Genomic DNA, 12,927 nt, shown 5'->3' with positions numbered 1-12,927 from the left:
CAGGTATTGTTAAATACCGGCTAAACGGGCATCTCATCCGTCTTTTGAAGCTATTTTTCTTATTATTTCGTGCTCTAAAATTCACAAACTCATGCCCTGATACGTATATTTACCCGCTCAAAAACAGAATAAATCACTCAGTAAAAACCCAACCGCCTGATTTAATTTCCCGTACCCAAACCTGTCAACAATTAGCATTTTATAACCATGGCGCGCTAACGACTTCTTGCGGTCAAAATGGTACATTTCATTCAGTGTTGATAAAGAGCAAGGTATTATGACCTCCAGACTCCCGCCGCTTATTGCGGTAATTGGCAGTGATGGTTCCGGAAAGTCTACTGTCTGCGAACATCTGATTGTCCATGTCAAAAAATATGGTCCTGCGGTAAGGGTTCACCTCGGTAAACAGGCCGGTAATGTCGGACGCGCCGTTTCACAACTGCCATTAATGGGCAAATCCTTCGAACGCGCTATTGAGCGCAATACCAAAAAAGTCAAAACGAAAAAGACCAAACTGGGTCTGTTGCCGTCGGTGGTAATCATGACCTTTGTCGTTCGCCGTTTATTACGTTTTCGCCGCATGCTGGCTTATCGTCGACAAGGGCTGATGGTCTTAACCGACCGTTTTCCTCAGGCGCAAATTCCCGGTGCCTATGACGGAACGGTGTTCCCGCCAGACACCAAAGGCAACGGCCTGGTAAAATGGATGGCCGGGCGCGAGCGTTCTGCCTTCAGGTGGATGGCCGCACATAAGCCAGACCTGGTGATCAAACTGAATGTTGATCTCGATGTGGCCTGTGCACGTAAGCCCGATCACCGCCGCGAACAACTCAGCAAAAAAGTGGCTGCCACACCGCTACTGACTTTTGAAGGCGCACAGCTGGTTGATATTGATGCCAATAAACCTGTCGATCAGGTGATTGCCGCGGCGGAAAAAGCTATCGCTGAATTCATGGCCGCCCAGGGTTATGTGCCGGTTTATGAAGGTGAGTCGGTCGCCCACTCGCAATAACCTCCGCTTTCATCCTGCATTCCCTGCTCATGCATGAGCAGGGAATGCGCGGTTACTTTTTCAGTTCCGCAAACGCCTGAATGATTTTATCGATCTCTTCATCACTGTGTGCCGCATTGACGCTACAGCGCAGCAGCGTGACGCCAGACGGCGCCGCCGGCGGCAGAACCAGGTTGACGTAAACCCCTTTCGCTATCAGATCGCGCCAGAAATTCAGGCCATCTTCTTTCGAGCCGATCATCACCGGCACCACCGGACTGATCCGTGGCCCCAGCTCATAACCGATTTGCGCCAGCCCGTTATAAAGACGGTTGGCATTGCTCCACAGCTTTTTGCGTAATTCAGGCTGCTGGGCGATTTTCTGCAGGGAGGCACGCACCGAAGCAATGCTGGATGGCGAAGGTGACGCGGTGAAAATATAGGGGCGACTGCTGTAGCGCAGCACGTCCATGGCTTTACTGCCCACGGCAAAGCCACCAATCGAGGCCAGGCTTTTGCTGAAGGTGCCGAGGATAATATCGACCTCTTCTTCCACACCCAGCTCTTCGGCCAGACCGCGACCGTTTTCGCCCATCACGCCGAAGGAATGGGCTTCGTCGACCAGCAAATACCCGCCAAACCGGCGCTTGATATCGACAATTTCCACCAGTGGAGCCACGTCGCCGAGCATGCTGTAAATGCCTTCGACGATGATGATCGCCTCTTTTGCCCGTTCGCCCAGACGGACCATCCGGCGTTCCAGATCGTTAGCATCGTTGTGACGGAAACGAATAATTTCAGCGCCGCCCAACGCACAGGCATCATAAATACTGGCGTGGCTGTCGGCATCAATCAGCACCACCGCGCCAGGGCCCGCAAGGGTGCTGATGACGGCGAGGTTAGCGGTATAGCCCGTGGAGAAAACGATGGCACAGGGGCGGTTGAAAAAGGTCGCCAGCTCCTGCTCCAGTGCCAGGTGTGAACCGTAGCTGCCGTTTGCCATACGCGAGCCGGTGGTGCCGGTTCCCTGCAGGGCTAAAGCGGCCTGACCATCAGCAATGGCCTGCGCATCAAAGGTCAGTCCAAGGTAATTGTTGGTTCCGGCCAGCACAATTTTCTGGTCGCCAATGCGCCCTTCCGTCGCGGAGTAAATCTCATCGATACAGGTTCCAAAAGGATTCAGTCCGGACGTCTGGAATTGCTCACGCTCACCCGCGAGGCGTGAAAACTTATCATACAGACCCATTGGCGCTCTCCAGGTGAGGTTGCAGCGCGACAAGCAGTTGCTCAGGCGTTCTGACATCCAGCAGAATATTAATCGGAATAGAAATATCCAGTTTGTCTTCCAGCATCATCAGCAAATCCAGCACTCTGATGGACTCCAGGCCAAGATCGTTAACGAGATCGCTGTCCGGTCTGACATCCACCCCGCCCTTAACGATGTCCTGCAAGCAGGTAAGAATATAATCCATCACTTCGTCGCGATTTAGCATAAGAACGTTGAAAACCTCTACTGGTAAGAATTAAAACAGTCTTTCACGCAGCGCGCGTTCCAGACTGACCTCTGGAAACCAGTGAATGGTTTCAGATAAAGATGTGTTGCTTGCCGACCAGTCCTGATGGGTTAATTCGCGGATTTTGCTGTGCGTCAGCATCGGCTCTTTTCTGGCCAGCCGGTTCCACAACATACTGACGTCGGCGAAGAACTTAAGCGCTGGCAACGGCACGCCCAGCAAACGCACCGGACCTCCGCGCACCGCTGAACCGATCGCCTTCAATCGCAGCCAGTTGTATCCGCCCTGCACGCCATCACAGAGTTCGCAGGTTTGCGTCTCCGGCACGTCGGCAACCAGCCACTGGCTGACGGCTTCGGCCAGATCGCTGACGTGCAGAAACGAGAGCTTCGCTTCGGGCGAGCCCAGCCGGGGAAGCACGCCGCGTAACAGCCAGTCAAAAACCGGTTTCAGCTCTTTATCACCCGGCCCGTAAACCGCCGTCGGGCGAAATATGCCCAGAGACATGCCAACGGCCATTGAGGTCAGCTCGCGCTCGGCGACAAATTTCGATCGCGCATACCAGGACAGCTGAGGATGACGGGCTGCCAGCGACGACAGAAACAGGAATCGCTTACAGCTGCCGCTTAACCGGGCCGCCTGCATCAGGCCGACGCTGCCGTTAACATTGCATTGGGTGAAGGTATCTTGCGAACTGCCCCGTACCTGCCCTGCACAATGCACAACGCAGGTCGCCCCGCGCACCAGCTCCCAGAGTGAAGCCTGGTCTTCCAGCGAGCCCTGGATCCACACCAGATTGTCATCGGTGAAGGGTTGCGGCGTGCGGGTTAAGGCCCGCACCCTGAAGCCCCGCGACAGCAGATTCCCGACGATGTGTTTCCCAATGAAACCCGTTGCGCCCGTCACTGCGACCGTGGTGCTCATCAGGCCAGCCCAGCCAGCTGCACAGCAGGATAAAGGGCGGCGGATAACCAGCGCTTTTTAGCTTCTGCTCGCGCCGGTTTACCCGAGGAAGTGCGTGGAATACTGTGAGGCGGCAAAAGTTCGATATCGACCGCCACGCCGAATTCGCTTTGAATGCTGGCCGACAGCGAGTGAACAATTTGCTCACGGCGTTCCTCAGAGCCGATCCGGCACTGGATCTGCAATATAATTCTGGCGCCCTCGCCGTGCTCTTCGGTGACAAACGCAATTGCATCGCCGGCGTGAATTTCCGGCTCAGCTTCGGCAACGTATTCAATATCCTGCGGCCAGATATTACGGCCACGAATAATAATTAAATCTTTCTTGCGGCCGGTGACGTAAAGGTTTCCGCCTGACAGATAACCCAAATCGCCGGTATCCATCCAGCCCGTCGCCTTGATCATTTGCTGCGAGACATCGTCACGGAAATAACCGTTCATCAGGCTGGGGCCTGAAATATAAATATGCCCGACCTGATGTTCCGGCAACACCGATCCATTCTCACTGCGAATATCAATGCGATGACCAGGCAACGCCTTGCCGCAATTCACAAATGAGGAGGTGGCCAGCGTATTTTTGCCTGGCGCGACGGCGCGGCCTTCGTATTCCAGCACTTCGCGGTCGATCTCATGAATTTGCGCACCGGCGTTCTCTTCCGAGAAACTCACCGCGAGGGTGTTCTCAGCTAAGCCGTAGCAAGGCATAAAAGCGTTGGGGTCGAAATGAAGATCGCTGAAATGCTCCCCGAACTGCTTAAGCAGCTCGGCAGGAATAGGTTCCGCGCCCACACCCGCCACGCGCCAGCTGGAAAGATCCAGCCCGGCCAGCTCTTTCATGTTGCTGCGACGCAGGCACAGATCGTAACCAAAAGGTGGCGCGACGGTGACCGTGCCACGGTTTTTATCGATCAGCTTTAACCACTGTAAAGGCCGCATGGCGAAATCTTGCGTCCGCAGATAATCCACTGAAAGCTGCGTCGCCACTGGCGTTAGCAGGAAACCGACCAGCCCCATATCGTGATAAAACGGCAGCCAGGACACGCAGCGGTCGCCAGCGCGTAATTTAATGCCGTCATGGCTGATAACCTGCAGATTGGCCATCACGGAACGCTGGGTAATAATCACGCCGCGCGGGAAACGCGTGCTGCCGGAGGTATATTGCAGGTAGGCAATATCGTCGGCGGACGGTTTTGTTAACGCAATATCCCGTTCCGGCAGGGCATTGAATTCGGCATTGCTGAGAATATGCGGAGGCGGTGCATTCTCTGTGGCTGAGCTGATTAACGGCACCCACTCGTCACTGCTGATAATCGCCGCCGGCGCGCAGCTGGAAATCAATCCTTTCAGCTTGACGATGTACGACGCGCGCTGGCCGATGCCCATCGGAATGGCCAACGGAACCGCGACTAAGCCGGCATACTGGCAGGCAAAGAACGCTTCGACAAAACCGACGCTGGTCTCTGCGATCAGCGCAACGCGGTCGCCTTTTTTCAGATCCAGCGACAGCAAACGACGAGCGCCGCTTATCGCCCGCTCTTTCAGCGTCCGGTATTCCAGCACGGAAACCAGTTGATTACGCCGGTCGTAGAAGTTCATTCCTGTGCTCCCCTGGGCGGCGTAATCTAACGCCTCCACCAGAGAGCCAAAATCGGCATAGCGCATAGGAAGAGAGTGAGTTGAGCGTGTTTCAGACATAGACAAATCAGCCATAGATTCAAATCACCAAATGCGACAGGCAGGGTTGGCGAGAGAGTTGAAGTTTTATTATGAAATTTTTTTATAATCCGTTATTTAACTCTTTTTTATTCCGCCATTAGCTTCGCAGGCAGTTTTGCATTCGCAAACCACCCATTACTAAAGAAAAAGAGTCTCACTGGCATTCATATTCAGGATACCAGGGTATATTCCAGCACCTTCACATGTTCATTACTGAACCTAAACACTTCATAAACAGTAGCCGGAAGCCGGTTAAAAGTGAATAGCTGATTCACGATGATTATGACAAAAGCATTAAGTGATAAAAAATAGCCGCACTCCAGCAAAAGAAACTCAGTAGACTAAAAACGCTCACGGGTCTTTACAAAACTAATAGCACGAAAGCGCAAAAGCATAAATTGCTTAACCAGTAACGGATGGACTCTGCCAATAATTTCATTAGCACGTAATGTTCAAAATAATACTGACCAGCGTGAATCCGGATCCTTATTAACAAATAATGCTTTTGCCATCAAACGCATCAGTATTCAGTTCTGTTTATTCATCGCGTTAAGCACTCAATATTGCCTGCCAGATAGCCACGGGCTTCTTCGAACAGACGAAAATAATTAAAGGTTTTTTATGATTCACATTGAAAAAGTCGCTGACAAGCGCGATCTGAAGGCATTTATCGCTTTTCCCTCCTCACTGTACCGCGACGATCCCAACTGGATTGATCCGCTGTTTATTGAGCGTGAGGAGCATCTTTCAAAGAAAAACCCAAGCGTTGAACATATTGAGTGGCAGGCGTTTCTGGCGAAAAAAGACGGTAAGGTTGTCGGGAGAATAACTGCACAAATCGACAGTCTGCATCGTGAACGTTATGGCCAGGATACCGGACATTTCGGCATGATTGATGCGATTGACGATCCGGCGGTTTTCGAGGCGTTATTTGCGGCCGCCGAAGCCTGGCTGAAGTCCAAAGGGGCGGTAAAGATTACCGGCCCTTTCAGCATGAATATCAACCAGGAAAGCGGCTTATTAATCGAGGGATTTGATACGCCGCCTTCTGCTCTGATGACGCACGGCAAACCCTATTACGCTAATTACCTTGAACAGCAAGGCTATGCACAAGGCATTGATCTGTTGGCTTATTGGATGAAACGCACCGATCTGCATTTTGAACCTTCGCTGACTAAGCTGATGTCTCAGATGAGAAAAAAGGTGAGCATTCGTCGCCTTAATCGTAAGAAGTTTGCCGAAGAAATGCAGGTGCTGCGGGAAATCTTCAACTCCGGTTGGCAGAATAACTGGGGGTTTGTGCCCTTCACGGAACACGAATTCGCCACCATGGGCGATCAGCTGAAATATCTGGTGCCTGACGACATGATTTATATCGCCGAAGTGGATTCGGTGCCCTGCGCATTTATCGTTGGCCTGCCAAATATTAACGAGGCTATCGCTGGCTTAGAGGGCCGTCTATTCCCCTTCGGCTGGGCAAAACTGTTATGGCGACTGAAGGTCAGCGGCGTGCGCACAGCGCGGGTGCCATTGATGGGGGTTCGCCATGATTTCCAGTTCAGTCGGATGGGGCCAATTATGGCGCTGTTGCTGATTGAGGCGTTACGAGATCCCTTTGCAAAACGCAATATTGATGCGCTGGAGATGTCGTGGATCCTGGAATCCAACACCGGCATGCGAACGATTCTGGAGCGCATTGGTGCGGTGCCCTATAAGCGCTATCGCCTGTTTGAAAAGACGCTCTGAGCCATCTGCAGACGCTATTTACCGTCGACTCTCGCGGCGGTGTTGCTTACCCGCAGCCGGCCATGTGGCACTGTACTGTAAGTGAATATCGCCGCGAGATGATTAATTAAAATAATTAATCATTAAAAGCCCCAAATAACTCACCTGACGTTATTAATTGGGTAGGTTAATTCAAACTCATTTATAAGAGTAAACGCATGTCCTTTGAAAAGAAAAAAGGCATCAATCGCTTCATCAGCAGCGTCAATAATTCCTGGGAAGGTTTGAAAGATGCCATCTTCACCGAGGATGCTTTTCGCCAACTCATCATCATTAACGCATTCTTACTAATCATTACATTTTTTTTGGACATCACAAAAACAGAAAGACTGCTGTTAATTGCCACCTGCTTTATTTTGCTGATCGTGGAATTGTTGAATACCGCCATTGAAACGGTGGTTGATCGTATCTCTTTAGAGATTCATCCCCTCTCTAAACGCGCCAAAGATATTGGCGGTGCGGCACAGTTAGTCGCCGTGGTGATGACAATCATCATTTGGCTGAGCGTTATCTTTTAGCGATTAATACCCTAAAAGCGCAGAAAAAATCCGGCACATGGCCGGATTCTTCTTAACAGTGCACTCGCGACTTAAAAGCGGTAGCCAACACCCACATTAAATCCATTCACTGCGTAATCCGTAACGCCGTCTGTGACTCTTGAACCCTCATAACCCACGTCGATGGTGAGATTATTCCATGGGTTGATTTGCACACCCGCGCCATACATCAGGTTGGTAGATTTATTGTCACTCGTACTGCTTGAATTTCCCAAGCCAAACTTTTCCAGGTCATAGCTGTAATTAACTTTGTTATAGTTCACGCCAACTAAACCATAGAGACTGAAAAAATCATTGATACGATATGCCGGGCCGACGGCTAAAGAATAATACTTTACATCAACTTCTGGATAGATAGTATTATTGACGTTTGAATAATGACCGTCATTACTGCCATTCAAATAGGTAAATGAGGTTATGATACTGAGAGGAGAGTTCCACTCGTAGCGATATTTCGCATTAACCCCCTGGATGTTTTTAAAATCCTGTACTTTGCTTTGCGCATATCCCAGGGTGATGGTGTGGTCTGCGGCGTGCACAACAGTCGCGGTACTAATGGCAGTTAAAATAGCCAGAGAGATAATCGTTGTTTTCATAAATCATCCTTAATTAATAAAAATTGTGCTCATCATTCCTTTCAGGAATATTAATGCGGGGTTCTCTTACCGGGAACTTTACTTCCCGTTGTAGAAACCGCCTGGGTCAACCCCACCCAATCCCCGGGCAGCCGAACTGTGGAACTTAGCCGTTGTAGTGTCAAGGCTTTTTGTTTGGTCATGGATATTGGCTAATAGAAGTAACAACCTCTTAACCAAGTGGTATTAAAAAATGCCAAAAGTTTAAAATTTTATTACTTTAAAAAAACTAAGTAAGGCAAGACCCGCCCCCCGACACCTCCTGTATAAGATCCAACTTTTATTCCGTGTAAACATCCTGCGAGGTGATAACAAACCCTTCCCCAAAGAGCCAAAGTAGTAATGAGAAAAAAACCTTTCCTATAACAGAAACAACAATTATAAAAACCACAGTGGCAACTAAGTTAAACAATGATTGAATCACCCTGAGATTAAGATCATTTTTCATTTACCTCTCCTGATTTTTTGCGTGCCTTCTCAGCAGCTTTTGCGCTCCCCTCTGAAATTGCTTAAGCTCCAATATTTCCTATGCTACGGGGAATTTTCTCGGTAGCATTTGCTCAGAGATCCCCAGTTGTCCTTCAACTTCGGTATATTTTAAAAGCTCAGGATTAAACTTAGGATTCCAACCGCCTGTCACCCATTTCCGATGGTGATAACGTTTGTCCAGCCAGCCACAATTGAGTTTACCGTACCATCATCGGCGTACTGAGCAACTGTGTTAAACCCTGCACCCAGCGTCCACATCGCCTGTGCTGGCGCAGTTAAGATGCCACGCCTCCAGTTGCCAACGCGCCAGCAATCGCTTTATTAACCGCCTCACCACGCTGGCAGCTGGCTGATGTTGGATTATCTGAACAGGACAGCACATCCTTACCGTGTTCTTGTACAAACTTCGCCTGCGACTGCTCATTCCCAGCCATTAGATTATTCTCAACCGTCGTTTCGCCCGACTGGGCTGCAGATACAGCATCCGCACTGCTGTCTCCGATCAACCCACCTGAAAGACCTGCGACCAGCGTTGCCAGCGCGCTTACCGTCTGCCTTTCCGATTCCGTCAGCTCGCTGGCCGGCTTGCCATAATAGGCCTGCGAGATCATCCCCGTTGCTTCGCCGATCGCAGCACCCGCTGCCCCGGCGACGACGTTCTCGCCTTTTGCCAGCGCCACTCTGCTTCTGCTCGACGGTGTGCTTCTGGGTGATCTGGTTCTCTGTCGCGATGGTATTCACCTCGCTGCCGCTCAGATTCAGATCCTGAGCGGCCAGCAGATCAGAACCCTTCACCGTCAGGTTATTGCCGGCGTTCAGGCTGACGTTGTCGCGGATGCTGTCCGTGCCGCAGATGGACTGGGCGATATTTATACCCGCCTGGCCCTGTATTGCCGTCTTACTGGCTTTCCTAGCCCGGATTTGACATTCCGTCCTGGCAATCTCTCTTGTCTGGCTGGGGAGTGATCTTTAGTTCATTTGCCTGATGACTTTTTGTCTTTATGTTCTTTAAATATGGCTTTTATCCAGATACCGACGCCAAGGACTACGCCAGTTACTACGCCTTTTTTTAAAGCGGCAGTTAGCGCATCCCCCCATAAAAAAATAAATTTCCTTTCGCTAAAATAAAATATTGCTGACACCCCTAACTAGCATATAAAAAGAACTGTAGATATCAGAAAAGAGCAAAAAAAGCAACCACGCAACACCTACTTTTAAAGGTTTTCATTCCGATTCATTCCTATTATCCAATCCACTTTTTATAGCATTACCGGTTAACTCTGAAGCGGCAGATCCCGTAACTGTACCAATAACATCCTTTGTTACTTGATCAGTCACTGGAGACAAGGCGTCAATAACTTTACCGCCAATGCTACCAGCAACACTACCAAAGCCTGCACCAATGGCAGAATAAGCTCATTGTCTGTAGCTAATGACTTATCACCTCTCTTAATTCTCTCAATGGCTTTTTCGAGTTTGTCGGAAGATGTAGATCCAAGGAAATTATTCTCCACGTATAGGAACCCCATCCAGTAAACCAGGGTTATGATCTCAGTTCAAAATACCCGCGGACACATTGCCAGTATCATAAAACTCTTTGAATGCCCTAACGACAAGATTAAAATCAATTGTTAGTTGCTGTTCAGGCCAGTAATCCCCATAAATCTGGATTTTTTTATTCTTACCAGATTTTGATTTATCCCAATAGGAACGGACCGTTAAATCAGATTCCGAACACTCTAGTAACGTCAGGAGATAGAAACAATCATCAGTAGCCATATCTAGCTTCATTGGTCCAATATCAGGTTCAGGTATGATACGGAGACTTACACCACCTGAACCTCCCTTTAATTTCATTAGAAATTCTTCTACATCACTCCATTTTGGAGTAAGAACCCGCTTAAAAGAGTTTCTACCGTAGAGATAGAAATCAACTTCGAACTTATTATTCATAAATTATTTCCTAGTGAATTTTTTCATCCCTTTTTCCCAATACAAGGTGTCGCCGCTTTTCTCTTCAAAAATAGTAAGCGATTTCAAGCCAGATTTCTCAGCCATGCTTTTTATATCACTGAGACAGTAACCGCAAACTGGCTTACCAGACACACTCATTTCCATGCTACGACCGGCAGTCATACCTTGCTCATAGGCTTGTTGAATAGTACCTACTTCAGCATGAGCTGTAGACATATTCCCATTTGGGAAGTTTTTATCCGGTTGATTAATTATCTTTGCCTGTACAACATCATCAATAAGAGTTGGCTTGCTAGCATCTCCCAAGAAGAAATCAGGTCTGTTCCCCTGATTTGTATCCGTAAAGACTTTCCCAGTTGTAGGGTCTGTCAATTCAGCAGTAACTTTGGGGATAGAGGAATGTGCATTCTTATCAAGAGACTGAGAATTCTCTGCCCACCCAGCTCCTTTATTTGGAGAAACTATAGCTGTTTCAGTTTTCGTGATTACGCTATTTCCAGCCACACCACCAAAGATAGCTGCTGTACCTAAGCCGATTTTAAGTGCGCCTTCCCCGTATTTACCATCAACGACCTGACCAATTCCTATCCCCGTCTGATAACCACCACCGACTGCCAGAGTAGAACGAGCAATAATCCCTGGAGCGCCTGGCAATGCCAGTAAAGCATCAGTTCCTAATGCGGCCTGTCCAGACTGCACGCTGTACCCTTTCAGATAACTCAGTGCCTCATTATATGCTTGAGTATTATTGGTGGATGCCACAAATGCTGTACCAGACAGAAGTCCTTTTATAGCCTCCTCAGCCTTCTGCGGGGTATACCCATACATTGTCTGTAACTCGTACCCATATTGATTGAGTAAACCTGCCAGCTTCTGTTTCTGATCATCACTGAGCTGCTGGCCTTGCTGGTATTTTTCCAGCAAAAGGTTACTGGCCCGATCTTCATTCGTCAGTCTTAGGATAGTCTGCGAGGCTTCAACCAAGTTCTTACCGGCTTTCTGGTCTTCGATTGCTTTATTCAGCGTTTCAGCTTTGTATGGGCTAAGTAAGTTATTCTCCACCGTCGTCTTGCCTGACTGGGCCGCAGATACAGCATCCGCACTGCTGTCTCCGATCAACCCACCTGAAAGGCCTGCGGCCAGCGTTGCCAGCGCGCTTACCGTCTGCCTTTCCGATTCCGTCAGCTCGCTGGCCGGCTTGCCGTAATAGGCCTGCGAGATCATCCCCGTTGCTTCGCCGATCGCAGCACCCGCTGCCCCGGCGATGGCGTTCTCGCCTTTTGCCAGCGCCAGCGCCGCGTTTAAAGCCGCGTGCGCCATCAGGTTTGCCGCCGGATTATCCTCCCCCACCGTTTGTTTGATCACCGGCTTGATAAGTTCATTGGTTGTAGCCAACGACTTATCACCGTTCTTAATTTTCTCAACGGCCTTGTCGAGCTTGTCTGAAGATGTCATACCAAGGAAATTATTTTCCACAACAACTTTATCCGGCGTGGAGTCTAAAGATCCCGGCCTGATGGCCGGGATCTTGGTTTACGCAATGGGAGTTGCTACATATTCATTAAGGATATGAACATCTTCAACATTGCATTCTGGATAAATCCATTTTGCCCAGTTAGTAATAGCCCATTCTGTACTTAATCCATGCCCTTCATCTGAGATGCTTTCAGCAGGTAACTTAACTAAAAATAGTCCAGATTTATAACCAGATGAAACTATTAAACCATATGGGCGATCATCATCTTGGGTCTCAAATAACATGAAATCAACCCATTCTTCATATGGCCAAACTGCAGGTAATCTAAAAATAGCCCCTCTTGAAATAGCCGTTTTTTTGTAATCAATAAGTCGCATTACTTCACCTTTAGATTATGACCGCCAGATGGATCAGCTGGTTTTCTTATTTGCATAGAGAAATCAACTTCGCCTAAATGCTTACCTTTCGGGCTGACAACCTCAAATCGTCCATGCTGTGTATCAAGAGCTTAACCCCCACCAGGCTTCCCGCACTTCCCCCGGCCTCTGCAAGTGAAGCCCCCTGATAAGCCTCAACGCCCATCAATCAGGGTCTGATGGAGGAGTTTTTCCCGAATTATATTTGTCGATCAAGTTAAAAACGATTGCTGCTAAAGTTATGGCCGTGCCCGCAATAAAGCCAAAAACTACCGCTCTTTTCATTTGTGAAAGAGGAAAATATAACCATCCACCCTTGAAATAATTAACCACTGATATAGCCACACCAAGGAAAAATAGCATTAACATAGATGATAAGCAGCTATATAAAAACAAAACGAAATATTTACC

Annotated in this window: 15 protein-coding genes and 3 pseudogenes; 4 read left to right on the top strand and 14 right to left on the bottom strand. The window is 49.0% G+C overall.

The window, feature by feature from the left end; genetic code table 11:
• The first annotated feature begins 277 nt into the window (after positions 1-277).
• On the top strand, positions 278-1,012 hold the full coding sequence (locus ACXKZG_RS04075; RefSeq protein ID WP_013203728.1) for a nucleoside/nucleotide kinase family protein: 735 nt from the start codon (positions 278-280) through the stop codon (positions 1,010-1,012).
• A 52-nt stretch (positions 1,013-1,064) separates the two neighbouring features.
• Here the strand turns inward: ACXKZG_RS04075 and spt are convergent, their stop codons facing one another.
• Genes spt through ACXKZG_RS04055 form a run of 4 tightly spaced genes read right to left on the bottom strand, consistent with a single transcriptional unit; the run spans position 1,065 to position 5,162 of the window.
• Positions 1,065-2,237 carry a serine palmitoyltransferase gene (spt, locus tag ACXKZG_RS04070; RefSeq protein ID WP_013203729.1) on the bottom strand — a complete coding sequence of 391 codons (1,173 nt, stop codon included), beginning with the start codon at positions 2,235-2,237 and terminating at the stop codon, positions 1,065-1,067.
• Positions 2,224-2,484, bottom strand: coding sequence for an acyl carrier protein (locus tag ACXKZG_RS04065; RefSeq protein WP_013203730.1), 261 nt, complete (start codon positions 2,482-2,484; stop codon positions 2,224-2,226). The genes spt and ACXKZG_RS04065 overlap by 14 nt, the downstream gene beginning before the upstream one ends.
• Before the next feature lie 30 nt (positions 2,485-2,514).
• Entirely contained in the window at positions 2,515-3,429 is a 915-nt protein-coding gene (locus tag ACXKZG_RS04060) for an NAD-dependent epimerase/dehydratase family protein (protein ID WP_346567102.1), read from the bottom strand.
• The gene (locus tag ACXKZG_RS04055; RefSeq protein ID WP_488875742.1) at positions 3,429-5,162 is read right to left on the bottom strand and encodes a fatty acyl-AMP ligase; all 1,734 of its coding nucleotides are present in this window, start codon (positions 5,160-5,162) and stop codon (positions 3,429-3,431) included. The genes ACXKZG_RS04060 and ACXKZG_RS04055 overlap by 1 nt, the downstream gene beginning before the upstream one ends.
• Positions 5,163-5,804: 642 nt before the next feature.
• Between ACXKZG_RS04055 and ACXKZG_RS04050 the strand changes: the two genes are divergently transcribed.
• Positions 5,805-6,929, top strand: coding sequence for an N-acetyltransferase (locus tag ACXKZG_RS04050; RefSeq protein WP_471721019.1), 1,125 nt, complete (start codon positions 5,805-5,807; stop codon positions 6,927-6,929).
• 197 nt (positions 6,930-7,126) lie between these two features.
• Positions 7,127-7,486 carry a diacylglycerol kinase gene (locus ACXKZG_RS04045; protein WP_013203735.1) on the top strand — a complete coding sequence of 120 codons (360 nt, stop codon included), beginning with the start codon at positions 7,127-7,129 and terminating at the stop codon, positions 7,484-7,486.
• 71 nt (positions 7,487-7,557) lie between these two features.
• Here ACXKZG_RS04045 and ACXKZG_RS04040 read toward each other — a convergent pair whose 3' ends face one another.
• The 3 genes and pseudogenes from ACXKZG_RS04040 to ACXKZG_RS04030 form a co-directional block, all read right to left on the bottom strand.
• On the bottom strand, positions 7,558-8,121 hold the full coding sequence (locus tag ACXKZG_RS04040; RefSeq protein ID WP_134822702.1) for an Ail/Lom family outer membrane beta-barrel protein: 564 nt from the start codon (positions 8,119-8,121) through the stop codon (positions 7,558-7,560).
• Positions 8,122-8,440: 319 nt separating this feature from the next.
• Positions 8,441-8,608 carry a hypothetical protein gene (locus ACXKZG_RS04035; RefSeq protein WP_157868034.1) on the bottom strand — a complete coding sequence of 56 codons (168 nt, stop codon included), beginning with the start codon at positions 8,606-8,608 and terminating at the stop codon, positions 8,441-8,443.
• 472 nt (positions 8,609-9,080) lie between these two features.
• Positions 9,081-9,308: pseudogene (locus ACXKZG_RS04030) on the bottom strand (VENN motif pre-toxin domain-containing protein); the annotation flags it as partial.
• Between the two features lie 40 nt (positions 9,309-9,348).
• On the opposite strand from ACXKZG_RS04030, the gene ACXKZG_RS04025 reads away from it, so the two are divergent.
• A complete protein-coding gene (locus ACXKZG_RS04025) occupies positions 9,349-9,615 on the top strand; it encodes a hypothetical protein (protein WP_488875741.1) in 267 nt (88 codons plus the stop codon).
• An 8-nt stretch (positions 9,616-9,623) separates the two neighbouring features.
• Here ACXKZG_RS04025 and ACXKZG_RS04020 read toward each other — a convergent pair whose 3' ends face one another.
• The 7 genes and pseudogenes from ACXKZG_RS04020 to ACXKZG_RS03990 form a co-directional block, all read right to left on the bottom strand.
• Positions 9,624-9,791, bottom strand: coding sequence for a hypothetical protein (locus ACXKZG_RS04020; RefSeq protein WP_488875740.1), 168 nt, complete (start codon positions 9,789-9,791; stop codon positions 9,624-9,626).
• A 267-nt stretch (positions 9,792-10,058) separates the two neighbouring features.
• A pseudogene (locus ACXKZG_RS04015) lies at positions 10,059-10,163 on the bottom strand (VENN motif pre-toxin domain-containing protein); the annotation flags it as partial.
• Positions 10,164-10,200: 37 nt separating this feature from the next.
• Complete coding sequence (locus tag ACXKZG_RS04010; protein WP_346567108.1) at positions 10,201-10,602, bottom strand: DUF6911 family protein; 402 nt, start codon at positions 10,600-10,602, stop codon at positions 10,201-10,203.
• Between the two features lie 3 nt (positions 10,603-10,605).
• Positions 10,606-11,451: a cytidine deaminase-like fold-containing protein gene (locus ACXKZG_RS04005; protein WP_488876222.1), complete on the bottom strand. Its 846-nt coding sequence runs from the start codon at positions 11,449-11,451 to the stop codon at positions 10,606-10,608.
• Positions 11,452-11,667: 216 nt separating this feature from the next.
• A pseudogene (locus ACXKZG_RS04000) lies at positions 11,668-12,108 on the bottom strand (VENN motif pre-toxin domain-containing protein); the annotation flags it as partial.
• Between the two features lie 48 nt (positions 12,109-12,156).
• Positions 12,157-12,477, bottom strand: a complete 321-nt coding sequence (imm45, locus tag ACXKZG_RS03995) for an Imm45 family immunity protein (protein WP_151036606.1) — start codon at positions 12,475-12,477, stop codon at positions 12,157-12,159.
• A 204-nt stretch (positions 12,478-12,681) separates the two neighbouring features.
• Positions 12,682-12,885, bottom strand: coding sequence for a hypothetical protein (locus ACXKZG_RS03990; protein WP_488875739.1), 204 nt, complete (start codon positions 12,883-12,885; stop codon positions 12,682-12,684).
• Positions 12,886-12,927 lie beyond the last annotated feature (42 nt).

The sequence above is a fragment of the Erwinia sp. 2186 genome, assembly GCF_057812255.1.
The sequence above is the reverse complement of the archived record's forward strand: the minus strand, read 5'-3'. Positions and strand labels throughout refer to the sequence as shown.

What these genes read in the sequence shown, in the direction of transcription:
- ACXKZG_RS04075 (WP_013203728.1), top strand. Translation starts at nt 278, where the DNA reads ATGACCTCCAGACTCCCGCCGCTTATTGCGGTAATTGGCAGTGATGGT.
- spt (WP_013203729.1), bottom strand. Translation starts at nt 2,237, where the DNA reads ATGGGTCTGTATGATAAGTTTTCACGCCTCGCGGGTGAGCGTGAGCAA.
- ACXKZG_RS04065 (WP_013203730.1), bottom strand. Translation starts at nt 2,484, where the DNA reads ATGCTAAATCGCGACGAAGTGATGGATTATATTCTTACCTGCTTGCAG.
- ACXKZG_RS04060 (WP_346567102.1), bottom strand. Translation starts at nt 3,429, where the DNA reads ATGAGCACCACGGTCGCAGTGACGGGCGCAACGGGTTTCATTGGGAAA.
- ACXKZG_RS04055 (WP_488875742.1), bottom strand. Translation starts at nt 5,162, where the DNA reads ATGTCTGAAACACGCTCAACTCACTCTCTTCCTATGCGCTATGCCGAT.
- ACXKZG_RS04050 (WP_471721019.1), top strand. Translation starts at nt 5,805, where the DNA reads ATGATTCACATTGAAAAAGTCGCTGACAAGCGCGATCTGAAGGCATTT.
- ACXKZG_RS04045 (WP_013203735.1), top strand. Translation starts at nt 7,127, where the DNA reads ATGTCCTTTGAAAAGAAAAAAGGCATCAATCGCTTCATCAGCAGCGTC.
- ACXKZG_RS04040 (WP_134822702.1), bottom strand. Translation starts at nt 8,121, where the DNA reads ATGAAAACAACGATTATCTCTCTGGCTATTTTAACTGCCATTAGTACC.
- ACXKZG_RS04035 (WP_157868034.1), bottom strand. Translation starts at nt 8,608, where the DNA reads ATGAAAAATGATCTTAATCTCAGGGTGATTCAATCATTGTTTAACTTA.
- ACXKZG_RS04010 (WP_346567108.1), bottom strand. Translation starts at nt 10,602, where the DNA reads ATGAATAATAAGTTCGAAGTTGATTTCTATCTCTACGGTAGAAACTCT.
- ACXKZG_RS04005 (WP_488876222.1), bottom strand. Translation starts at nt 11,451, where the DNA reads ATGTATGGGTATACCCCGCAGAAGGCTGAGGAGGCTATAAAAGGACTT.
- imm45 (WP_151036606.1), bottom strand. Translation starts at nt 12,477, where the DNA reads ATGCGACTTATTGATTACAAAAAAACGGCTATTTCAAGAGGGGCTATT.
- ACXKZG_RS03990 (WP_488875739.1), bottom strand. Translation starts at nt 12,885, where the DNA reads ATGTTAATGCTATTTTTCCTTGGTGTGGCTATATCAGTGGTTAATTAT.